This is a genomic window from Mesorhizobium sp. SP-1A (assembly GCF_032460275.1).
Taxonomy (GTDB): domain Bacteria; phylum Pseudomonadota; class Alphaproteobacteria; order Rhizobiales; family Rhizobiaceae; genus Mesorhizobium.
Genome location: NZ_JAVXZD010000004.1, coordinates 23864 through 45075, shown reverse-complemented (window position 1 = coordinate 45075; position 21212 = coordinate 23864). Strand labels below are relative to the sequence as shown.

The 21212-nt window shown below is 66.0% G+C and carries 19 protein-coding genes; 8 read left to right on the top strand and 11 right to left on the bottom strand.

Translation table 11 applies throughout. From position 1 onward, the window contains the following. The first annotated feature begins 75 nt into the window (after positions 1 to 75). On the top strand, positions 76 to 408 hold the full coding sequence (locus tag QU595_RS18470) for a hypothetical protein (RefSeq protein WP_315924606.1): 333 nt from the start codon (positions 76 to 78) through the stop codon (positions 406 to 408). Positions 409 to 547: 139 nt separating this feature from the next. Here the strand turns inward: QU595_RS18470 and QU595_RS18465 are convergent, their stop codons facing one another. Further along, positions 548 to 724 carry a hypothetical protein gene (locus tag QU595_RS18465; RefSeq protein WP_315924604.1) on the bottom strand — a complete coding sequence of 59 codons (177 nt, stop codon included), beginning with the start codon at positions 722 to 724 and terminating at the stop codon, positions 548 to 550. Positions 725 to 965: 241 nt separating this feature from the next. On the opposite strand from QU595_RS18465, the gene QU595_RS18460 reads away from it, so the two are divergent. From QU595_RS18460 to QU595_RS18450, 3 genes are all read left to right on the top strand, one after another. After that, a complete protein-coding gene (locus QU595_RS18460) occupies positions 966 to 2141 on the top strand; it encodes a phosphoserine transaminase (RefSeq protein WP_315924603.1) in 1176 nt (391 codons plus the stop codon). A gap of 78 nt (positions 2142 to 2219) precedes the next feature. After that, complete coding sequence (gene serA, locus QU595_RS18455) at positions 2220 to 3821, top strand: phosphoglycerate dehydrogenase (protein WP_315924601.1); 1602 nt, start codon at positions 2220 to 2222, stop codon at positions 3819 to 3821. A gap of 117 nt (positions 3822 to 3938) precedes the next feature. Then, positions 3939 to 5099: a fumarylacetoacetate hydrolase family protein gene (locus tag QU595_RS18450; protein ID WP_315924599.1), complete on the top strand. Its 1161-nt coding sequence runs from the start codon at positions 3939 to 3941 to the stop codon at positions 5097 to 5099. A gap of 12 nt (positions 5100 to 5111) precedes the next feature. Here the strand turns inward: QU595_RS18450 and QU595_RS18445 are convergent, their stop codons facing one another. Next, entirely contained in the window at positions 5112 to 6011 is a 900-nt protein-coding gene (locus QU595_RS18445; protein WP_315924597.1) for a DMT family transporter, read from the bottom strand. 223 nt (positions 6012 to 6234) lie between these two features. Here QU595_RS18445 and QU595_RS18440 point away from each other — a divergent pair, with 223 nt between their 5' ends. The 3 genes from QU595_RS18440 (at position 6235) to QU595_RS18430 (ending at position 10004) form a co-directional block, all read left to right on the top strand. Continuing rightward, positions 6235 to 7533 (top strand): adenylosuccinate synthase, encoded by a 1299-nt coding sequence (locus tag QU595_RS18440; protein ID WP_315924596.1) that lies wholly within the window; start codon positions 6235 to 6237, stop codon positions 7531 to 7533. Positions 7534 to 7602: 69 nt separating this feature from the next. After that, the gene (locus QU595_RS18435; RefSeq protein ID WP_315924594.1) at positions 7603 to 9318 is read left to right on the top strand and encodes a hypothetical protein; all 1716 of its coding nucleotides are present in this window, start codon (positions 7603 to 7605) and stop codon (positions 9316 to 9318) included. A gap of 143 nt (positions 9319 to 9461) precedes the next feature. Beyond that, entirely contained in the window at positions 9462 to 10004 is a 543-nt protein-coding gene (locus QU595_RS18430) for a DUF922 domain-containing Zn-dependent protease (protein ID WP_315924592.1), read from the top strand. On the opposite strand, the gene QU595_RS18425 is transcribed toward QU595_RS18430, so the two are convergent. After that, the gene (locus tag QU595_RS18425; protein ID WP_315924590.1) at positions 10001 to 11185 is read right to left on the bottom strand and encodes an acyltransferase; all 1185 of its coding nucleotides are present in this window, start codon (positions 11183 to 11185) and stop codon (positions 10001 to 10003) included. The genes QU595_RS18430 and QU595_RS18425 overlap by 4 nt on opposite strands. Before the next feature lie 142 nt (positions 11186 to 11327). Between QU595_RS18425 and QU595_RS18420 the strand changes: the two genes are divergently transcribed. Beyond that, complete coding sequence (locus QU595_RS18420) at positions 11328 to 12170, top strand: metallophosphoesterase family protein (RefSeq protein WP_315924588.1); 843 nt, start codon at positions 11328 to 11330, stop codon at positions 12168 to 12170. 32 nt (positions 12171 to 12202) lie between these two features. On the opposite strand, the gene QU595_RS18415 is transcribed toward QU595_RS18420, so the two are convergent. From QU595_RS18415 to QU595_RS18380, 8 genes are all read right to left on the bottom strand, one after another. Beyond that, positions 12203 to 14527 carry a polysaccharide biosynthesis tyrosine autokinase gene (locus tag QU595_RS18415; RefSeq protein WP_315924586.1) on the bottom strand — a complete coding sequence of 775 codons (2325 nt, stop codon included), beginning with the start codon at positions 14525 to 14527 and terminating at the stop codon, positions 12203 to 12205. Positions 14528 to 14642: 115 nt separating this feature from the next. Further along, on the bottom strand, positions 14643 to 15539 hold the full coding sequence (locus QU595_RS18410; protein ID WP_315924584.1) for a UTP--glucose-1-phosphate uridylyltransferase: 897 nt from the start codon (positions 15537 to 15539) through the stop codon (positions 14643 to 14645). 52 nt (positions 15540 to 15591) lie between these two features. Next, complete coding sequence (locus QU595_RS18405; RefSeq protein WP_315924582.1) at positions 15592 to 16548, bottom strand: glycosyltransferase family 2 protein; 957 nt, start codon at positions 16546 to 16548, stop codon at positions 15592 to 15594. Next, positions 16538 to 17485, bottom strand: coding sequence for a glycosyltransferase (locus tag QU595_RS18400; RefSeq protein ID WP_315924580.1), 948 nt, complete (start codon positions 17483 to 17485; stop codon positions 16538 to 16540). Before QU595_RS18400 ends, QU595_RS18405 begins: the two co-directional genes overlap by 11 nt. Further along, positions 17482 to 18531 carry a glycosyltransferase family 2 protein gene (locus tag QU595_RS18395; RefSeq protein WP_315924578.1) on the bottom strand — a complete coding sequence of 350 codons (1050 nt, stop codon included), beginning with the start codon at positions 18529 to 18531 and terminating at the stop codon, positions 17482 to 17484. The genes QU595_RS18400 and QU595_RS18395 overlap by 4 nt, the downstream gene beginning before the upstream one ends. Further along, positions 18528 to 19703 (bottom strand): glycosyltransferase, encoded by a 1176-nt coding sequence (locus QU595_RS18390; protein WP_315924576.1) that lies wholly within the window; start codon positions 19701 to 19703, stop codon positions 18528 to 18530. The genes QU595_RS18395 and QU595_RS18390 overlap by 4 nt, the downstream gene beginning before the upstream one ends. A gap of 61 nt (positions 19704 to 19764) precedes the next feature. Beyond that, positions 19765 to 20583, bottom strand: coding sequence for a glycoside hydrolase family 16 protein (locus QU595_RS18385; RefSeq protein ID WP_315924574.1), 819 nt, complete (start codon positions 20581 to 20583; stop codon positions 19765 to 19767). A 159-nt stretch (positions 20584 to 20742) separates the two neighbouring features. Beyond that, positions 20743 to 21132, bottom strand: coding sequence for a hypothetical protein (locus QU595_RS18380; RefSeq protein ID WP_315924572.1), 390 nt, complete (start codon positions 21130 to 21132; stop codon positions 20743 to 20745). Between the last annotated feature and the right edge of the window lie 80 nt (positions 21133 to 21212).

Sequence of the window (21212 nt, the reverse complement as noted above, 5' to 3'; positions counted from 1 at the left end):
GGAACGGTTCATCCTCCGTTCAGCCTGTCCGCGCTAGCTTCACCTGCGGGCGGGAAGCTGAATGGAGAATTGCGCATGCATTCCGCAAAACTTGTCGGCGCCATCGCTTTGATCGGTGGCCTGATGTCGTTCGCGACACCTTCCTTTTCATATCCCGTTGCACCGGGGCAACCTGCACATACGACGGCAACTCCGCTTGAGCAGGTCGGTTGGCGCTGCGGCGGACCGGGCTGGGTGATGAACCGCTGGGGACGCTGCGTGCCGCGCCGCCCGGCGCCGCGCAACTGGTGCGGCCGAGGCTTCCATCTCACCCCCCGCGGCGTCTGCGTCCGCAACAGGCCGGTGGCCAGGGCGTGTCCGCGCGGCCTGCACCTGTCGCCGCGAGGTTATTGCGTCCGCAACTGGTGACACCCCCGCATCCGGGGACAGGAGCGGCGCAAACGATTGCGCCGCTCGTCAAGACCGGCGGGCCTGTGCTAGCGCGCGTCGACCCAGAACAGGACGCCCAGCACCATCATCATCGGCACTATGGTGATCAGCAGTTCCGTCATTCGTCGGAAACCCCGATCGCCCCCGCTTCGCCGGAAGTCGACATCGGCATGTGATCGAGACGGGAGTGTTCGAAGGCAAGCTCCCGCTCCCACGGATTGTACAGATCGGGATTGCCGCAGCCGTGATCGTCCGTGCGCTCGTGCTGAGCGCTTTTTTCCGCTTGTTCCGACAAGATCTACCCCGGAAATTTCCTTTGGCCGCCCCTACAGCATAAGGCCGAAAGGCACCACCCCCAAATGGGGGATTAACGGCACGGACCGCCAGTCCGCCCGGCCCTGGCGGCCGCCTCTCCTGCATTCCCATGGCTTCGTGCCCGCGTTACCTCTTGCGCGTTTTCGGGCATTCCTGTATTTCCGCGAGTGGGCCACCCCTCCCCAACGAGGGGCGTGCTATCTGGAAGGATAGGATAAAACATGACGACTCTGCAGAAGCCGGACGTGCGTCCGGCCAATCCCAATTTCTCATCCGGCCCCTGCGCAAAGCGCCCCGGCTGGTCCCTCCAAGCCCTCGTAGACGCCGCCCTCGGTCGCTCCCACCGCGCCAAGATCGGCAAGACCAAGCTCCAGCAGGCGATCGACCTCACCCGTGAGGTCCTGCAGGTTCCGGCCGACTATCGCATCGGCATCGTGCCGGCGTCCGATACGGGCGCGGTAGAAATGGCGCTCTGGTCCCTGCTCGGCGCTCGCGGCGTCGACATGCTCGCCTGGGAGAGCTTCGGCGCCGGCTGGGTCACCGACGTGGCCAAGCAGCTCAAGCTGCAGGACGTGCGCATCTTCGAAGCGCCTTATGGTGCGCTGCCCGATCTTGCCCAGGTCGATTTCGACCGCGACGTGGTCTTCACCTGGAACGGCACGACCTCCGGCGTGCGCGTGCCGAACGCCGATTTCATCCCCGCCGACCGCCAGGGCCTGACCATCTGCGACGCCACTTCCGCCGCCTTCGCGCAGAAGCTCGACTTCGCCAAGCTCGATGTCGTCACCTTCTCCTGGCAGAAGGTGCTGGGCGGCGAAGGCGCGCATGGCATGCTCATCCTGTCGCCGCGCGCCGTCGAGCGGCTCGAAACCTACAAGCCGGCCTGGCCGCTGCCCAAGATCTTCCGCCTGACCAAGGGCGGCAAGCTGATCGAAGGCATCTTCAAGGGCGAGACCATCAACACCCCGTCCATGCTGGCGGTGGAGGATTATCTCGACGCGCTCAACTGGGCGAAATCGATCGGCGGCCTCGATGCCCTGATCGCCCGCGCCGACCGCAATTTTTCGGTCATCGACGCCTTCGTCGAGATGTCGCCCTGGCTCGCCAATCTGGCGACCGATCCGGCCACGCGCTCCAACACCTCCGTGTGTCTCACCATCGTCGATCCGGAAGTGTCCGCGCTCGACGCCGAGGCGCAGGCCGCCTTCGCCAAGGGCATCGTCTCCGCTCTCGACAAGGAGGGCGTCGCCTATGACATCGGCGCCTACCGCGACGCGCCGTCGGGCCTGCGTTTCTGGACCGGCGCGACCGTCGAGGCCTCCGATCTCGAGGCGCTGACGCACTGGCTCGAATGGGCGTTCCGGAACCAGAAGGCCGCGCTGAAGAAGGCGGCCTGAGGTCAAGGCTTTCGGCGACCGTGTTGGGACGGTCGCCTCGTTTCCCCAAGTCTGAATTTCACCTGATGGAGGCCTCTTATGGCACCTCGCGTACTCGTATCGGACAAGCTCTCCCCCACCGCCGTGCAGATCTTCAAGGATCGCGGCATCGAAGTCGACTATCTGCCCGATGTCGGCAAGGACAAGGAAAAGCTCGCCGAAATCATCGGCCAGTATGATGGCCTCGCCATCCGCTCGGCCACCAAGGCCACCGAGAAGCTGATCGCCGCCGCGACCAATCTCAAGGTCATCGGCCGCGCCGGCATCGGCGTCGACAATGTCGATATCCCGGCCGCCAGCCGCCGCGGCATCATCGTGATGAACACGCCCTTCGGCAATTCCATCACCACAGCCGAGCACGCGATTGCCATGATATTCGCGCTGGCGCGCCAGATTCCGGAGGCGAACACGTCCACTCACGCCGGCAAGTGGGAGAAGAACCGCTTCATGGGCGTCGAGATCACCGGCAAGACGCTGGGCGTCATCGGTTGCGGCAACATCGGCTCCGTCGTCGCTTCACGCGGCGTCGGCCTGAAGATGCATGTCGTCGCCTTCGATCCGTTCCTGTCGGAGGATCGCGCCTCCGAGCTCGGCGTCGAGAAAGTCGAGCTGGACGAATTGCTCGCGCGTGCCGACTTCATCACCCTGCACACGCCGCTGACCGACAAGACGCGCAACATCATCAACGCCGATGCGATCGCGAAGATGAAGAACGGCGTGCGCATCATCAATTGCGCGCGCGGCGGCCTGATCGTCGAGACCGATCTCATCGCCGCGCTGAAGAGCGGCAAGGTGGCCGGCGCCGGCATCGATGTGTTCGAAGTCGAGCCCGCGACCGAGAACCCGCTGTTCGGCATGGAAAACGTCGTCACCACGCCGCATCTCGGCGCCTCGACGACCGAGGCGCAGGAGAACGTGGCGCTGCAGATCGCCGAGCAGATGTCGGATTATCTCATCAAGGGCGCGGTCTCCAACGCCATCAACATGCCCTCGATCACGGCCGAGGAAGCGCCGCGGCTGAAGCCGTTCGTCAAGCTCGCCGAGGTGCTGGGCGCCTTTGTCGGCCAGGTCACCGAAGATCCGATCAAGGAAGTCGAGATCCTGTTCGACGGCTCGACCGCCGCCATGAACACGCGCGCGCTGATCAGCGCGGCCCTTGCCGGCCTGATCCGTCCGCAGGTGGCGGACGTCAACATGGTGTCGGCGCCGATCATGGTGAAGGAGCGCGGCATCATCGTCGCCGAGGTCAAGCGCGACAAGTCGGGCGTGTTCGACGGCTATATCAAGCTCACCGTCAAGACCGAGAAGCAGACCCGCTCCATCGCCGGCACCTGCTTTTCCGACCACAAGCCGCGCTTCATCCAGATCAAGGGTATCAATCTCGACGCCGAGGTGGGCCAGCACATGCTCTACACCACCAATGCCGACGCGCCGGGCATCATCGGCCTGCTCGGTACGGTCTGCGGCGAGAACGGCGTCAACATCGCCAACTTCGCGTTGGGACGCGACAGGCCGGGCGGCAACGCCATCGCGCTGCTTTATCTGGACGCGCCGTTCCCGCAGGACGTGCTTGCCAAGGTGCGGGCACACAAGTCGATCGACTCGGCCAAGCCGCTGCAGTTCGACGTGAACGGGATGTAGGCTGTTCCTCACGGGGCGCGGTCCGGCCGCGCCCTCCTGCCTTCCGTCACTTGACCGGCGATGCCGCAAAGTGTTGCCTACGCTGCTTCGTGAGCACACCATGCCGGGAGACGGACGATGACCGACGATACCGCTCAACTGCCAAAGGACGGGACCTTCCTCGGCCGGGCTTTCGCCGAGGGCTGGCCGCACCCGGCAATCGTGACGGTACGCGACGGCACCGTCTTCGACATCACCTCGAAACACGCGCCGACCGTGCGCGACGTCTGCGAACTGGACGACCCGGCCAGCCATGCCGCCAACGCCCGGGGCAAGGCGATCGGCTCGCTGGCCGACATCGTCTCCAACAGCATGGCCGCCTTCAGGAACACGGCGAAGCCCTACCTGCTCTCGCCCGTGGACCTGCAGGCGGTGAAGGCTTCCGGCGTCACCTTCGTCGTCTCGCTGCTGGAGCGCGTCATCGAGGAGCAGGCGCGCGGCTCGGCCGAAAAGGCGGAGGCGATCCGAGCCGACATCGCGGACCTGATCGGCCACGACCTCTCGAAACTGAAACCCGGATCGCCGGAAGCGGCGGAATGCAAGGCGCGGCTGGTCGCGCGCGGCGTGTGGTCGCAATATCTGGAGGTCGGCATCGGTCCGGACGCCGAGATCTTCACCAAATGCCAGCCCATGGCCTCGGTGGGCTACGGCGCCGATGTCGGCCTGCATCCGGTCTCGACCTGGAACAATCCGGAGCCGGAGGTCGCCGTCGTCGCATCGAGCCGCGGCGTCATCGTCGGCGCCACGCTCGGCAACGACGTGAACCTGCGCGACGTGGAGGGGCGCTCGGCCCTGCTGCTCGGCAAGGCCAAGGACAACAATGCGTCCGCTTCGCTCGGACCGTTCATCCGGCTGTTCGACGACAGCTTCTCGCTGGCCGACGTGAAGAAGGCCGTGGTGCGGTTGAAGGTCGAGGGCGACGACGGCTTCGTGCTCGAAGGCGAAAGCTCCATGGCCGAGATCAGCCGCTCGCCGGAAGAGCTGGTCGCGGCGGCGCTCGGCCCGCATCATCAATATCCGGACGGGATGGTGCTCTATCTCGGCACCATGTTTGCCCCGGTCATGGATCGCGGCGAGGCCGGGAAGGGCTTCACCCACCATCCCGGCGATATCGTCACCATCGCATCCGACAGGTTCGGCGCCCTCGTCAACCGGGTCCAGCTTTCGACCGAATGCCCGCCCTGGACCTATGGCGCCAGCCGGCTGATGCGGGACCTTTCGCGGGCCGGCCTGCTGTAGCGGCGGCCGATGTCAGGAGCCGGCGGCGGCCAGCCTGCGGCCGCTGGACTCGGCCAGCACCACGCCCGCCAGCACCAGTGCGAGCGCGAGCGCATGATAGGGCTGGAACGTCTCGCCCAGCACGAGCACGGCCAGCAGCGCGCCCCACAGCGGCAAGAAATTGATGAACAGGCCGGCGCGGTTGGCCCCGATCAGCGAAACGGCGCGGATGTAGAACGCTTGCCCGATCAGCGACGGGAACGCCGCCACATAGACCACGATGGCGAGCCCGGCCGCATCCGGCACGATCAGCGCGCCGGCCGCCGCCTCCGCGACGACGAAGGGAATGGCGCCGAGCGTGGCGCCGAGGCACAGCACCGTCATCAGGCTCATCCAGTGCACCTGTGGCCGAAGCCGCAGGGCGGCCGTGTAGAGACCGTAGGCGACGACGGCGAGCAGCATCAGCGCGTCGCCGAAATTCACGTCCAGATGCAGCAGCCTGCGCATCTCGCCATGGGTCGCCGTCACCAGCACGCCGGCGAAGGAAAGCAGGAAGCCGAGCAACTGGCCGGCGGTCGCACGCGTGCGAAACAGCATGAAGGACGCGGCGAAGACGAACACAGGCATGCCGCCCTGCTCGATGCTGACATTGGTCGCCGAGGTGTAGAGCAGCGCGCAGTACATCGCCACGCTGAACACCGTGAAGCCGAGCAGCCCCAGGAACAGCAGCAGCCCCAGCCGGGGACGCAGCAACGGCCAGTCCGCCGCGAGACGGCGCCTGCCGAGAACGGCGAGCACCATCATGGTCACCAGCCAGCGCAACTCCGTCAGCAGCATCGGCGAAACATGGCCGACCGCCAGCTTTCCGGCCACCGCGTTGCCGGCCCAGAACAGCGTGGTCGCCAGAAGCAGCGGGTAGGCGCTACGGTGCATCGCTCGGAATCCTCCGGCGGCACCTTGCCCGCGCAAGGCACAGGCGTAAATGATGCCTGCACCGCAAAGGATTGGTCCTGGCCTGCAAAAAGCCTCGCCATCTTTTTGCGCACATGCCGGATTTGACCGAAAAGCGGTTCGCACTTTCCGCGCCTTTGCTCTATAGAGGCCAGTCGTTGCGGGCTTCGCGCCTGGATTGCATGTATTTTCAAGGGATGAAGACATGGCCAACGTGGTGGTCGTCGGCTCGCAATGGGGCGACGAAGGCAAGGGCAAGATCGTTGATTGGCTTTCGGAGCGCGCCGACGTGGTGGTGCGTTTCCAGGGCGGCCACAATGCCGGCCACACGCTGGTCGTCGACGGCAAGGTCTACAAGCTCTCCCTGCTGCCGTCCGGCGTGGTGCGCGAGGGCAAGCTGTCGATCATCGGCAACGGCGTCGTGTTCGACCCGCACGCTTTCGTGGCCGAGGTGCAGAAGCTGAAGGACCAGGGCGTCGAGATCGGGCCCGATCGCCTGAAAATCGCCGAAAACACCGCGCTTATCCTGTCGTTGCACCGGGAACTGGACGGATTCCGCGAGGACGCCGCCTCCAATTCCGGCACGAAGATCGGCACGACCCGCCGCGGCATCGGCCCCGCTTACGAGGACAAGGTGGGCCGGCGCGCAGTGCGGGTGATGGATTTGGCGGACTTGGAAACTTTGCCGCAGAAAGTGGACCGGCTGCTGACGCATCATAATGCGGTGCGGCGCGGGCTTGGCCATGCCGAAGTTTCGCACGAGACGATCATGACCGAGCTGACCTCGGTCGCCGACGCCATCCTGCCCTACATGGACCGCGTCTGGAAGGTGCTGGACGATCGTCGCCGCGCCGGCGAGCGGATCCTGTTCGAGGGCGCGCAAGGGACCTTGCTGGACATCGACCACGGCACCTATCCCTTCGTGACCTCCTCCAACACGGTTGCCGGCCAGGCGGCCGCAGGCGCGGGCGTCGGGCCCGGCACGATCGGCTATGTGCTCGGCATCACCAAGGCCTACACCACCCGCGTCGGCGAAGGCCCCTTCCCGACCGAGCAGAAGAACGAAGTCGGCGAATATCTCGGCACCAAGGGCCATGAGTTCGGCGTGGTCACCGGCCGCAAGCGCCGCTGCGGCTGGTTCGACGCCGTGCTGGTGCGTCAGGCCGTGGCCGTCAACGGCATCCACGGCATCGCGCTGACGAAGCTCGACGTGCTCGACGGGCTGGACGAGATCAAGGTCTGCACCGGCTACAGGCTGGACGGCGAGGAGATCGACTATCTGCCGGCGAGCCAGGGCGCGCAGGCACGCGTCGAGCCGATCTACGAGACGCTCGAAGGCTGGAAGGGCACCACCGCCGGCGCCCGCAGCTGGAACGACCTGCCGGCGCAAGCCGTGAAATATGTGCGCTATATCGAGGAATTGATCGGCGCGCCGGTCGCGCTCTTGTCCACAAGTCCGGAGCGGGAGGACACGATACTTGTGACTGATCCATTCCAGGACTAGTTTTTCGAATATTTCCCGAAGCTTGCCGGTCGAGGCAGACCGGCCGGGCAACGCAGGTCGATTGGAAGCATGGCAGATTTCGTTGCGGTTCTGAAAAAGACGCTCGACGGCCTCGGCGAGACGACACCGGAAATCCGCGCCAGGGTGTACGACAAGGCGCGCTCCACCATCGCGGCGAAACTGGCGGCGATCGACCCACCGCCACCCGCCGCCATGGCCGAGCGCCAGAAGCGCGCGCTGGAGGACGCCATCGCCTCGGTGGAGCGCGACTACGCCAAGCCCGCGCCCGCCATCGATCCGCTGGCCGAGCTGGAGAACATATTCTCCTCCATCGACCGCAACAGGAACCAGCCCAACCACGTGCGGCCTGGCGCGAAGGTCGAGCCGGCGAAGCCGGAACCTGCCAGAAACGAACCGGCCAGAACCGAACCGGCCAGGCCAGCGCCGACAAGCAGCGAGCCTGCGCGCACCCTGCCGGTCCCGACGGAGCCCAGGCCCGAGCCGGCAAGGGCCGAGACGCCAAAGCCGCCCGTTCCGGACGGCCAGGAACTGACGGTATCGGGGCCGGTATGGCCGCGCCCGAAGACGGAAGCCATTCCGATGCCCCCGCCGAGGGCCCCGGAGGCCCCCGGATGGGAGCCCGACCGGGAGCCGTCATCGGCAAAGACCGGCGGCCCCGGACCTGAGACCGAGGACGATGCAGCCGCAAGCCTCGGCCCGGAGGTACACGACCGGGATTTCGCCTTCTCCGACGACGACGAGACCCGAACCGAGGCCCCGTATGACAGGCCGAAGCGCGGCTACGGCCGGCTGGTCGCGGCCGGCCTGATCGTCCTGGTCGCCGGAGGCGTCGGCTATGCGTGGTGGTCGGGCAAGTCCGGCACCCCGGCAAGCGAACCGGCGAAGCAGACGGCCGATTCCAAACCTGCGCAGCCGGGCACGCCCGCCAAACCGGCGCAACCCGCGCCCGCATCCGGAGCGGCGCCGTCTGCCGCCACGCCGGAGCCGAGCGGCGAGACCAGCCAGCCGACCAAATTCACGCAAAGGCTGCTGCCTGACGGCAAGGAGACCGATCCCGGCCCCGCCAGCGGCGCCAATGGCGTGGGTGAAGGCACCTCCATCGTGGCGCTCACCACCCAGCCGCCGGCCATGGCACCCGCGGCCCAACAGCCGTCGCCCACGGCGACACCGCCAGCGGCGGGCGCCGCGCCGAACAACCAGCAGCAACTGGCGGTCGGCCAGAAGGCGATCTTCTACGAGGAGCGCACCAACGTTTCCGAGGGTTCGGCCGAGCCGGGCAACATCGTCTGGTCGCTGGTCCAGGAATCGCCGGGCGGCGACGCTCCGCCCGAGCCCACGATCCACGCCGAGGCGACCATCCCCGGCAAGAATATCCAGTTGCGCATGACCATCCGCCGCAACACGGACCAGACCTTGCCGGCCAGCCACATCATCGAGATGATCTTCCTGACGCCTGACGGGTTCGAGGGCGGCGGCATCGACAACGTGCTGCGCATCGCCATGAAGGGCACCGAGCAGGAGGCCGGCAGCCCGCTGATCGGCATTCCGGCCAAGATTGGCGACGGCTTCTTCCTGGTCGCGCTGAACGACACCAAGGCCGACGAGGACGCCAACCTGACGCTGCTGCGTAAGCAGGACTGGATCGACATTCCCGTCGTCTACAAATCCGGCCGCCGCGCCCTGCTGACCATGGAAAAGGGCATTCCCGGCGAAAAGGTGTTCGACGATGCGCTGAAGGCCTGGCAGGCCAAGACTTCCGGATAGGCGGCGCAAGGATCGTGCGGTTGCCGCGAAGACTGTCCGTCGTTTCGACCCCGATACGACCCTCCCCGGCCGGGAAGTTGCCTCTCGGAGCGGGAATCGGGCTGTGCCTTCTTTCGGCGGTGCTTCTTGCTCCAGCCCCTGCAATGGCGCAGGCGGCGTGGAAGGCGGTCGAGAAGGTCGAGACCTATGCCATCGCCGGCGCCACCGGACCCGAGCTCTACGCCTCGATCGGCGAGCGGGGGCCCCTCGTCGGCGACAAGGTACGCACGATCGCGCACACCAATTTCAAGCTGACCTGGTCGCGCAACTATGTGCCTCGCAACGGCGCCTGCACCCTCGTGTCCGCACGGCCGAAACTTGTCATCACCTATACGCTGCCGCGGCCCGGCGGGCATCTGGACCCGGCGACGCAGAAGCGCTGGGACATTTTCCTTGCCGGCATGCGCGCGCATGAGCAGGTGCATGGCGAGACGATCAAGGACATGGTCAGGGCCATCGAGCAATACAGCGTCGGCCTTACCGTTCCCGACGATCCGGATTGCCGCAAGATCCGCCAGATGCTGACCGGGCGGCTGTCCGAACTGTCGCAGGAACAGCGGCGGCGCAGCCGTGAGTTCGACCGCGTCGAGCACGGCGAAGGCGGCACCATCCAGCGCCTGATCCTCGGCCTGGTGAACGGAAGCTAGCCCTTCCCGCGCCTGAGCGCCATTTGATCGGGCGACCCGGTGCGACTTCGCTCCGGCACCCGGTCTTTCTGCGGCGATTGCCTCAGCGGCGGCACGCCATGCCCGGCGTTGAAAAGGAACAGCAGCACGCGCGACCCGCGTATTGTCTGCAGGCCGGCCACCGCGCAGAACACGGCGATGACGGGCAGCGAGAAGAAGGTGACCGGAAACAGGTCCGACCCGTAATTGCCGAAGAAGCGGCGGAAGGCCATGCCGCCGAAATTGAACAGGATCGCGTGGCTGCAGAACAGGAAGAACGCATAGGGCTCCATCCTCATGCACAGGCTGGCCAGCATGGAATGCCTGATCGCCCCGGTGAACAGCCAGAAGCCGCCCGCCATTGTGACGCGAAGCAGCGTGTCGAGCGCAAGCCTCAGCGTCTCATCCATTTCGCTGAGCAGGATGCGTTGAAACCGGATCGTCAGGAACACGGCGATCATGACCGCGAGCCCGACCGCCAGCAGGCGCGCCACACGGTCTATCGTGTGCATTTCCGGATTGGCGATGCGCAGCCACATGCCGAGTCCGAAGAACAGCAGCAGTTGGGGCCGCTGCATGATGAACCACCCGTCGCCGAACACCATGAAGACGACCAGTGCCAGGATCGTCACGACGGGAAGCCGCTTCAGCCCCGCATAGAGCAGCGGCGAAAGCAGGCAGCAGACGAACAGATCGCGCAGGAACCAGAGCGGCACGTCCACCGGCCAGTTGACGAGCGCCAGGATGGCGTCGGCCAGCCCCATGACCGACAGCTCGGGCATGTCCTGCCATTTGCCGGTCAGCAGCCCATAGACCGCCAGCAGCGCCAGCATGAGCAGGTTCCAGGCCACCAGCGGCACGACGAGCGTGCGCAGCTTCGACAGGCTCAATCGCCACGCACCTGCCTTGGCGAGGCTGGAGACGATGAAATAGCCGGAAACGACGCTGAGAAGCGAAACCGAGCTGAGCCCCAGCAGCCGCGAAAACACGAAATAGACGATGTCGAAGACGCCGGCGTCGCGGTCATAGACGTTCTCGGCAATTCCCGCCTGGACGTGAACGAACATCATCAGGAAGATGCAGAGGAAACGGGCAATCCTGACGCGCTCGGAAAGTTCGGGCGGCACGCGGGCAATGGCGGGTTGAAGGGTATTGTTCTTCAAGTTCCCTCTCCTTGAAGGGTTTGATGGTGCAAGCTATTCGGAGCTACGGTCGCAGGACGGCCGACGATGAGGCGCGCACGGAGACGCAGACGATGCCGGTATGTTCGGAAAGCTTTGCCTGCCGGTGCGGCGAAGGCCGGCGATGGCCGGCCGCCCAGACGGAGCAGGCCCTCATGCCTTGCTGCGGCCGGCGGGCTCGCTCCTGCGGATGATGCGCCTCGGACAGCTTTTCGGACGGGGCAGGACGCGCGAGCGGGACCCGCGACCTCGGCTGAAGCTCGACCTGAGCGGCACGGCCGTCTATGCGGTCGGTGACGTGCATGGCTGCCTTGACGAGCTGCTGGCGCTCGAAAGGAACATCGCCGAAGACGCCTCGACATTGCCCGTGGCCAAGCTGATCCTGATGCTCGGCGACTATGTCGACAGGGGCCCCGCCTCGGCGCAGGTCCTCGACCATCTGGTCGCGCCGCCGCCGCCAGGCTTCGAACGAATCTGCCTGGCCGGCAATCACGAGATCGCCATGCTGGACTATCTGGATGGGCGAACCAGCCTGCAATCATGGCTTCGTATCGGCGGCGAGCCGACATTGCTCTCCTATGGCATCGACCACCGGCGGCTGCTCGACCTCTACCGGGACGAGCGGCAGATCGACGAGGCGATCCGCGACGCGATCCCGCCGGACCATGTCGCCTTCCTGCGTTCCCTGCCGGTGCTCGTGGAAGCGGGAAGATATGTTTTCGTCCATGCCGGCATCCGGCCCGGCGTCGCGCTCGACAGGCAGACGGACACGGACCTGGTGTTCATCCGCTCCGCCTTTTTCGAACGCGCCCACCTGCTGACCCATTATGTCGTGCATGGCCACACCCCCATCGAGGAGGCGAGGCGCGACGGCATGAGGGTCAACCTCGACACCGGCGCGTTCTTCACCGGTCGCCTGACCGGCCTGCGCATCTGGCAGGACAAGGGCCGATATCTCGGCAACTGAAGCCTGCGCGGTAAAGCCGTGCGTGCCTGGAATCACGCCGTCTCCATGCGGTTGGCCTTCCCGCCCGCCGCGGTCTCTTCGATATAATAGGAACCGTAACGGTCGAGATATTTCTCGGCGCCGCCGAGCTGGCCGTAGCGGTCGAGCTTCTTCATATCGGTCTTGTTGAGCACCATGCCGAGCGTCTTGGCGGCGATCTGGCGTTCCGTCTGCAGCACCGAGCGCACGAGAACGCGCGGCGTCGCGCCCCACTCGGCCACCAGCACGAAACCGTCGGCCAGAGGCGCGAAGGCCTTGGCGTCCACGACCGGGCCGAGCGGCGGCAGGTCCACCACGATGTAGTCGAAGGAATTGCGCATGTCTTCGAGCAGGCTGGCCATGCCCTGCCCGGAGATCAGCTCGCTGGTGTGCGACAGCCTGCGGCGCCCGACCGTGGGCAGGATGGTCAGCCTCGTCTTACGGTCGGTCAGGCAGGCGTTCTGCCAGCGGATTTCGCCGACGATCGCTTCCACCAGCCCCCGCTCGGGCAGCAGGGGCAGGCTGCGGCTGAGGCCCGGATTGCGCAGGTCGGCATCGATCAGCAAAGTGCGCGCGCCGTTCGCGGCCAGCAGGCCGGCGAAATTCGCGGCCGCCGTGGTCTTGCCCTCGCGCGGCAGCACCGAAGCGAAACCGATCACCTTGCACGGATTGTGGTGCAGCACGACGTCGCTTGCCAGTTTCACATTGCGCAAGGTTTCGGCGAAGGACGAGCTTGGCGCGTTGATCGCCACCCGCAGCATGCGCGGCGTGACCGTTTCCGGGCTAGGCTGCCTGCCCGCGTTCTCGGCGTCGGACGCGGTCTTGCGGCCGGCTTCGACCAGCCGGTTGCCGATCATGGGCAGGTAGCCGAGGAAGTTCATGTCGAGCGAATCGCGCACGTCGTCGCCTGTGCGGAAGAAGCGCTCGCGGAATTCCTGGATCGCGCCGCCGGCGATGCCCGCGAAAATGCCGAGCACCAGCGAAAGGCCCAGAACCATGGTCTTGCGCGGGCTCGACGGCGAGACCGGATCGTCCGCCTGTGAAATGATCCGCGCTTCGGCGATCGGGAAGGAGCGCTGCTGCGAGGCCTGCTCGTAGCGCGCCAGGAAGGCCTGGTAGAGTGTCGAGAGCGCCTGCGACTTCTGCTCCAGGTTGCTCAGTTCCACCTGGTCCTTGCCGGTCTTGGAGTTCTTGCCGGAAAGATCGGCGACATTGGTCCGCAGCGAGTCCTCGCGCGACTTGGCCACCTCATATTCGTTGCGGTAGCTCTCGGTCAGGCGCTGCAGTTCGGCGAAGATCTGCTTGGTCAGGTCCGCCTCTTCGCGGCGCAAGGCCACCGCCTGCGGATGGTCCTCGCCGAAGCGGCTCGAAATGTCCTGCTCCCGCTTGGACATGCCGAGATAACGGGACTTCATGTCGTTGATGACGGTGGTGTTGTTGCCGTTCGTGCCCTTTTCCGGCGGGATCGTGGCGTTCTTGACCGCGTTGTCCGGACCGCTGTCCAGGATGGCCTTGAACTGGTTGTAGCGGGCGAAGGCGTTGGCCGTGTCGGCCTGTGCAAGGATGAGCTGGCTGTTCAGGTCCGAAAGCTGCTGCTCCGACATCAGCTCGCCGCGCGCCGCCGTCAGGCCGGTCTTGGCCCTGAACTGCGCGACTTCGAGCGCCGCCTTCTGGGAACTGTCGCGCAGATCGTTCAAGCGCCCCTGCAGCCACACGGTGGCGCGCTCGGTCGCGTCGAAATTGGCGTCGAGATGGTCGGACAGATACGCATCCGCATAGGCGCGCGTGATCGCGCCGGCGAGCTTGGGATCATGGTCCTCGAAGGACAGCTCGATGACGAGGCTTCGGCCGACGCGCTCGGCCGTCAGCCCGGCCTGCAGCAACGCCGCCGCCTTGCCTATCTTGGCATTCTCGACCGAGCCGGCCGATTGCGGCGGGGGCGAAGAGAACAGACCGGCGACGGATTTCACCGCCCCCTTCAGCCAGGCAATCGGCGAACGCGGCGGATCGAGGAATTCCTCGTTGTCCTGAAGCTTCTGCGACATCACCACGGCGCGGGCGAGACGGCTGGACTTCAGGATCTCGACCTCGCTCAGCACCATGGCGTCGGCCTGCGCGCCTGCCGCCGGCGGCTGCTTGTCCTCGGCGAATTTGGTCAGGCTGTCGTCCAGCAGGATACGGGTGGAGGCCGTGTAGATGGCCGGCGTGAACACCAGGTAGAGCGCGCCCAGGATCAGGCCCAGCACCGCGAACAGGCCGACGAGCCGCATCCGCCGCCGCGCCGCCGCGACGAGCATGTCCAGATCGAGGAACTCGTCCGTGCCCGCAGCAGGCATCATGCCCCGGTTCTTCAATGGGAAACTTCCATGGTTCATGAGCTTGCCTGTCAGCGTCGCTTTCATTGAAATGCCGGACGCGGCGGCTGGCGCCGCGGCCGTGTCGTCCGTCCGTTGTTCAGGCCGCCTGGATGCGGCGTCTGCGGGAAACGATCATCTCCTCGATCGGTTCAAGCACCATGCCGCGAATGTCGTCGCGGGCGAGCGCGAAGGCGACGTTGGCCTGGATGAAGCCGTCCTTGGAGCCGCAGTCGAACATGCGCCCCTCGAACGGCGAGGCGAAGAATTCCTGGCTGGTCGCCAGCCGCACCATGGCGTCGGTGAGCTGGATCTCGTTGCCGGCGCCGCGCTCCTGCGTGTCCAGCAGGTCGAAGATGTCGGGCTGAAGCACGTAGCGGCCGTTGATGTAGTAGTTCGAGGGCGCCGCCTCCGGCGCCGGCTTTTCGACCATTCCGGTGATGGCGAAGCCCGGTCCCACCCTGGCGCCCTTGCCGACGATGCCGTAGCTGCCCGTCTCCATCGGATCGCACTGCTCGACGGCGACGACGTTGCCGCCGGTCTGCTCGTAGAGGTCCATCACGCCCGACAGGCACCCCTTCTCGCCGAAGGAAACCATGTCCGGCAGCAGGAGCGCGAAGGGTTCGTCGCCGACGATGTCGCGGGCGCACCACACCGCATGGCCAAGGCCGTGCGGCGCCTGCTGGCGGGTGAAGGAGATGGTGCCGGGCTGCGGCTGCAGCCGGTTCAGCGAGGCGAGCTGCTCGTGCTTGCCGGAGCGGGTCAGCGTGTCGAGCAGTTCCGGCTGGATGTCGAAATAGTCCTCGATGACATGCTTGTTGCGCCCGGTAACGAACACGATGTGCTCGATGCCGGCTTCCAGCGCCTCGTCGACCGCATATTGCACGACCGGGCGGTCCACCACGGTCAGCATCTCCTTGGGCATGGCCTTGGTCGCCGGAAGGAACCGCGTGCCGAGCCCCGCGACCGGAATCACCGCCTTTTTGACTTTTCTCATTCCCATCTTTCCTCGTTGAATCGGATCCCCGCCGAATTCGGATCGTTGCGCGTCAGGCTTCCGACGCGGCCTTGGCCGGCCGCAAGGACGATGCCAGCCGCTGAAGCCGTGCCGCGATGGGCATCCTGAGATGCCGCAGCGCCGCCGGATCGCGCAGTGCCGTGCCTGCCGCCCGCAACGGCGTGCCTTCCTTCAACTGGCGCACCAGCAACAGGAAGGACGCCGCCTGCCGAAGGCTCCTGGTACGCCGCGCCTGCGCGGCGGCCGCTTGCGGATCGAGCCGGTGCGTACGCACGAACTCGGCATCGGCCCGCAACATCGCCTCCACGTGATGTAGTTCCAGCACGCGCGAGATCGACCCGCCGCGGATGTGGTAGCTGTAGCCGGCGCGCGGCTCGACCACGCAATGGCCGCCGCGCCCGAGGGCCGAAGCCAGGAGAACGTAGTCCTCGCCGATGCGCAGCGTCTCGTCGTAGCGCAGCCCCTGGCGCTTCAGGAACGTGCGTTCGAAGACCGGTTTCACATAGCCGAAGGAGAACCTGCCCTCGAACATGATGTTGCCGGCGATGAAGTCGGCGAGGCCGAGCGTGGGGCAGGCTTCGAGGAAATCCGTGTCGAACATGGCCTGCCGCCCGTCCGGTTCTTCGACCACTTCGATATTGTCCACGACGATCTGGGCATCCGCCGCCTCGGCGCGGTCGATCAAGCACCGCAGCCTGCCGGGATGCACGGTGTCGTCCGAATCGAGCACAGCGATCCAGCGTCCGGTGGCGGCATCGAACCCCGCATTGCGCGCGCCGCCCGGCCCGCGATTTTCGTCGAGCGCGATCACTCTGACCTGTTCCGGCGGGAAAGCCCGGGCGATCTCGACCGTGCGATCGCGCGAGCAATCGTCCACCACGACGACCTCGACCGTGACGTCCCGCTGCGCCAGCGCGCTTTCGACAGCCCGTGCGATACCGTTTTCGGCGTTGTAGGCCGCGATCACGAAGGAGACGTCAGGCTGCATGGGTCTGCCCTTTCGCCGGATCGTCGCCATAGAGGCGGATTTCGCGCAGGCCGAGCAGGCCGCTGACCACGCCCGCATGCATGACGCCCCGCAGCGCCTGCCTGTTGCGCCGGTGCGCAATGGCCGCGAAGACGACAGCCGCGCCGAAACTGAAAGCCGCCTTGGCCGCGGCCAGGCAGGCCTGCGGCAGGGCGCGATGCCGGCTCGCCAGCAACCGGCCATGGGTCTGGCCCGAACGGAAGCGCCGCTTCGCCAGCCATGAAAAGCGCGCCCGTTCGTCCGTGACCGGCTCATAGGCCACGGCGTCCGGCGCATAGGCGATCTTGCCGCCTGAACGGTGGAGCTGGGAGAAATATTCCGTGTCCTCGCCGCCGCTGCGCCCGAGCGCCAGATTGAAGCGCCGGCCCTTCACATGGGCGGAGGCCCGGGCAAGCAGCACGTTGCCGCTGTAGCCGGTGCGGATTTCGCCGCCGACCCGCACGGGCCCGGTCGAGTGGAAATCGCCGCGCCGCATCCAGGCCGGCGCGGATGGCGGATAGGCCGCGCGCACAGGGCCGAGCACCGCGTCGGCGCCGGAGTCCGTCGCCATTTCGACCAGGCGGGCCAGCCACTGCGGCGAGACGGTGGAATCGTCGTCGATGAAGGCCAGGAAATCCCCCTCCGCGGCATCGAGGCAGGCGTTGCGGGCAAGCGAGATGTTCGATGCGGGGCAATGGACATAGCGAAGCTCGAACGGCAGTTCCTTGGCCATCGCCTCGACCAGTTCGCGCGCGCTCGGCCCGCTGTCGTTGTCGGCCACGATCACCCGCGCCCGAAGCGCCGCCGGCAGTTCGAGGGCGGCAAGCGAGCGCAGCGTCTGCTCAAGATAGGGCCGGCGATAGGTGCATACGCAGATATCGACCGCCGTCATGCCGGGGCTTGCGGGACGGTTGGTCATGCGGCCGGCGCCTCCCGCTTCTTCCAGGGCTGCTGCCGCCACGCCTTGAGATATTCCAGCCAGAAGCCGGTCGACCACGCCAGATGCATGACCATGGCCGACACGCCGGCCAGCGGCCCGTAGGGATTGCGCTGGCTCACCGCCATCCACGTGCCATAGCCCAGGCAGGCGGCCGCCCACAGCGCCGCCGGAATGAGCGCGGTCGTGGACAGCACGGCGAGCGACGTGCCGGCCACCGCCGGCAGCACAAGGAGCGGGATCGCCTGGCGGGTCTTGAGCTGGGTGCCGTGCTTGATGATGTTCCTGGCCCTGCCCCGGCCGTAGCCGAGATATTGCCTGAACAGCGCGCCCGCCGTAGCGCGCGGATAATAGGTCATGAAGGTCTTGTCGGTCATCCAGATGCGATACCCGGCAGCGGCGAGCCGGTGGTCGAGTTCCGCGTCCTCGTTGTGGCTGAAGCTTTCATCGTAGCCGCCGACGGCGCGGAAAGCCTCGACCCGCATCAGGGCGTGATGGCCATGATCGGTCCAGTGGCCGGGCACGCCTTCGCGATGCGGCGAGCCGCCATTGCCGAGCTTGGAGTTCTGCGCCGCCGCCGTCGCTTTCTGGAACGGGCCGAACCCCATCGTCGCCATGGAAACCACGACCGAATCGGCCCCGGTTTCGAGCGCCTCTTCCAGAAGCCGCTCGCAATAATCGTCCGGATAGCCGCCATGCGCGTCGATGCGGATGAGATAGTCGGCTTCATGGCCGAATTCGGCGACCGCCAGATTGAGCGCAGCACTTTGCAGGCGACGCGGATTCTCCAGCAGTACGACGCGCGGCTCGGTCTCGGTGATCTCGCGCACCGTCGAGCGCGTCCCGTCCGTGCTGCCGCCGTCGGCCACCACGATCTTCATGCCGAGCCGCTCGGCCGGCTCAAGAAGCTGGTCGATGAGGTCGCCGATGTGATCCACCTCGTTGAGGCAGGGGATCACCACCATGCAGCGGCCGAGATTGGCCGGCCGCACCTCGATTTCCGGTCTTTCGAGGATTTCGCTGCTCATGCCGCGACCTCCGCGAAGCTTTCGCCGTACACGCCGCCCGCAACGCGGCCCAACCGTTCCACCAGCCTGCGGCAATCGGCAGGGCCGCAAATCCATGTGCCCGGATCCTGCGCCGCCACCGCGTCGCGCAGCGCGACGTAACTTTCGGCATCCATGTTTCCGAGCAAGGCAGAGAGCCTCTCGGCCTTCGGCTCGTCGAGCGACAGTCCGAGGCGGCGCTCGGCGAGGAAACGGGCCGTCTCCGTGCCTTCCATCGCGATCGGAACCGCGCCGAAGCGGCAGCCCTCATAGAGCCGGTTGGGCAGCAGCCAGTTGGAATTCATGCCTTCCTCGAAGAAATCGATGGCCCAGGAAAAATGCACCTCGCCATAGATCGCGGGCAGGTCGTCGGGATTGCGATAGGCGCCCTCGAACCGCAGATAGGGCTCATCCCGGACGAAACCATCGAAATTTTCGAACTCGACATGGGCTGGCCGGCCGCGCAGCACCACCTCGAACCGGCCTTCCATGGCGCGCGTGAAGGCCGCGAGCAGTTTCAGCGATTTGGCGCAGCGCAGCGCACCGAACCAGCCGATCCGCCACGGCTCGCCATCTTTCGGCAACGATGCCGGCCGCGCCGCCTCCAAAGCGGCGCCGGACAGATCCAGCGTCTTGTTCTGGAGCAGCATGACCGGCGCCCCCGACTGGCCGTAGGCTTCGAAATAGTCGCGCACGAAGGCCGGCGAACTGGTCATGAGAAGCGCTGCATTGCGGCCGAAGAACCTTTCCGCGCCGCGCATTGCCCTGGACACGCCGCCCTGCCCCAGCAGCAGCCGGTGGATGTCGAGGCATTCGTAGACGACGGGCACGTCCGCCCCGAAGATCGCCCGCGCCCGGTTGGCCAGCGCCAGCATTTCGAGATTGCGGCCGATGATGACGTCCGGCCTTGCCACGCCCTTGAGCTTCGCGCCGAGCGTCAGCGCGGCCTTGCCCACCGCGACGAGGCGCTGGCCGAAGGCGCGGTCGCCCGTCATGCCGAGGTCGAGCGGGGTTATGCCGCCGAAATCGGGCAAGGTTTCGCGCCGCCGGAATCCGGCCAGCGTGACGCGCGCGCCGCCGGCCTCCAGCATGGCGACACGCCGGCTGGTAGCCGGGTCGCAGAGATCATGGACCAGGTACAAAACATGCAGCATGGGATGCTTCACCGACTAAAGTTTCGTCGGTCCGATGCCGATTGCCGACAGGTTACGGTTTTCATTGCGTGCCCTGTTTCAGCTTGCAGACGATCGATTCGGGGAACTGGCAGGCCTCGCCCGGCGCCGTATAGGCGACGCGCTCCACCTCGGCCGCAATGGGCTGGCCCGGATCGGAAAACGCGCCCATCCAGGACGTCAGCGTATCGCTGCCCCACACGCTCAGGAAAATCTTCGAAGCATGGCTCGGCAGCTTCGCGGGATCGGTCGCCTCGTCGACCAGCTTGCCGTCGACATACCAGGCGATCCGGTCCTTTTCCCATACGAAGGCGTAATCGTGGAAATCCTTGTCGGCGCCGCCGGAGACTTCCGCCAGCTTGGCGCTGCCCACGCTCTTGCCGTTGACATACTGGTTGACCTGCACCTTCGAGGGGTCCTTGCCCAGCACCTCGAAATCGATCTCGTCATGCGGCTGCTTGTCGACCGGGCCGATATAGCTGAAGAAGCCGCTGTTCAGGCCGGAGCCGGAAACAGCCTTCATCCGCACCTCGAAGGTGCCGTAGCCGAATCGTTCCTTGGTCTGCACCTCGCCGCAGACATAATGACGCTGCTTGTAGTCCTGCTTGGCGAAACCGAGCTTGAGCTTGCCGTCCTCGACGCGCACCTGCTTGGCGGACCACGTGCAGTTCTGGTGGTCGCCGTTCGACCAGCCGTCGGATATGTACCAGCGGTTCTTGTCGAGACGATCGAACGTCTCCACGAAGGATTTGCCGTCCGCCTGGCCTGCGTCCACCGCGTGCGCGGGCAGAGCCGACGCCGACAGTGCGAAAGCGCCCAACAAGAGGTACGCCAAGGGGTCTCGCACCTGCATTCTCAACATAGCAGCCGTCCTACTTTCTGTTCGGGTCCCCAATTCGGGGCCGCTTCAATTTCGAGCGTATGTTGCAATGCACATATGACGGCCACGGGATGGTATTGTGGCGCGCGGCCGAATTACCGGCTTCCGGCCGGTAACTTTTTATGATCGCGAGTTAAGGCTTCAATTGCCGGCAATTTTTCCGGGCGCGCCGACCTCTTCGTTTTCAAGGGGGAACCGGTCCACCTGCGCGCGCATCTCGGTAACGAAATCGATCTGCCGCTCCAGCGCCCTGAGCCTGACGTCGTAGCGCATCATGGCGTCCGTCAGCCGGTCCACCGCCGTCGACATGGCCGCGTCCGGCTGGTCCTCCTCCAGCGACTGCTGCGAGAATGCGGCGCGGTCGGCCACGCTTTGCTGGCGCGCGCGCAATCCGTCGCGTTCCTGCACGATCGCGGCGCGGAAATCATCGAGAAAACGGCACAAGTCGGCCAGCCGTCCCGAATCGGTCTCGCTGTCCCGCTGCAGGCTTCTGACCCGGAACGGCCGGGACCGGAAATTGAACAAGGCCATGGCGGGAATCCCTCCCTGCGTGATTCGCCGCTCTATTCTGCGGCTTTCGAGCCCGTTTGCGAACGCCGCCTTCCGGTGAA

Coding starts and splice junctions, on each gene's coding strand:
- QU595_RS18460 (WP_315924603.1), top strand. CDS start 966: ATGACGACTCTGCAGAAGCCGGACGTGCGTCCGGCCAATCCCAATTTC.
- QU595_RS18440 (WP_315924596.1), top strand. CDS start 6,235: ATGGCCAACGTGGTGGTCGTCGGCTCGCAATGGGGCGACGAAGGCAAG.
- QU595_RS18445 (WP_315924597.1), bottom strand. CDS start 6,011: ATGCACCGTAGCGCCTACCCGCTGCTTCTGGCGACCACGCTGTTCTGG.
- QU595_RS18470 (WP_315924606.1), top strand. CDS start 76: ATGCATTCCGCAAAACTTGTCGGCGCCATCGCTTTGATCGGTGGCCTG.
- QU595_RS18420 (WP_315924588.1), top strand. CDS start 11,328: ATGGCCGGCCGCCCAGACGGAGCAGGCCCTCATGCCTTGCTGCGGCCG.
- QU595_RS18385 (WP_315924574.1), bottom strand. CDS start 20,583: ATGTTGAGAATGCAGGTGCGAGACCCCTTGGCGTACCTCTTGTTGGGC.
- QU595_RS18415 (WP_315924586.1), bottom strand. CDS start 14,527: ATGATGCCTGCTGCGGGCACGGACGAGTTCCTCGATCTGGACATGCTC.
- QU595_RS18390 (WP_315924576.1), bottom strand. CDS start 19,703: ATGCTGCATGTTTTGTACCTGGTCCATGATCTCTGCGACCCGGCTACC.
- QU595_RS18395 (WP_315924578.1), bottom strand. CDS start 18,531: ATGAGCAGCGAAATCCTCGAAAGACCGGAAATCGAGGTGCGGCCGGCC.
- QU595_RS18430 (WP_315924592.1), top strand. CDS start 9,462: ATGGCGCAGGCGGCGTGGAAGGCGGTCGAGAAGGTCGAGACCTATGCC.
- QU595_RS18450 (WP_315924599.1), top strand. CDS start 3,939: ATGACCGACGATACCGCTCAACTGCCAAAGGACGGGACCTTCCTCGGC.
- QU595_RS18410 (WP_315924584.1), bottom strand. CDS start 15,539: ATGAGAAAAGTCAAAAAGGCGGTGATTCCGGTCGCGGGGCTCGGCACG.
- QU595_RS18435 (WP_315924594.1), top strand. CDS start 7,603: ATGGCAGATTTCGTTGCGGTTCTGAAAAAGACGCTCGACGGCCTCGGC.
- QU595_RS18405 (WP_315924582.1), bottom strand. CDS start 16,548: ATGCAGCCTGACGTCTCCTTCGTGATCGCGGCCTACAACGCCGAAAAC.
- QU595_RS18400 (WP_315924580.1), bottom strand. CDS start 17,485: ATGACCAACCGTCCCGCAAGCCCCGGCATGACGGCGGTCGATATCTGC.
- QU595_RS18380 (WP_315924572.1), bottom strand. CDS start 21,132: ATGGCCTTGTTCAATTTCCGGTCCCGGCCGTTCCGGGTCAGAAGCCTG.
- serA (WP_315924601.1), top strand. CDS start 2,220: ATGGCACCTCGCGTACTCGTATCGGACAAGCTCTCCCCCACCGCCGTG.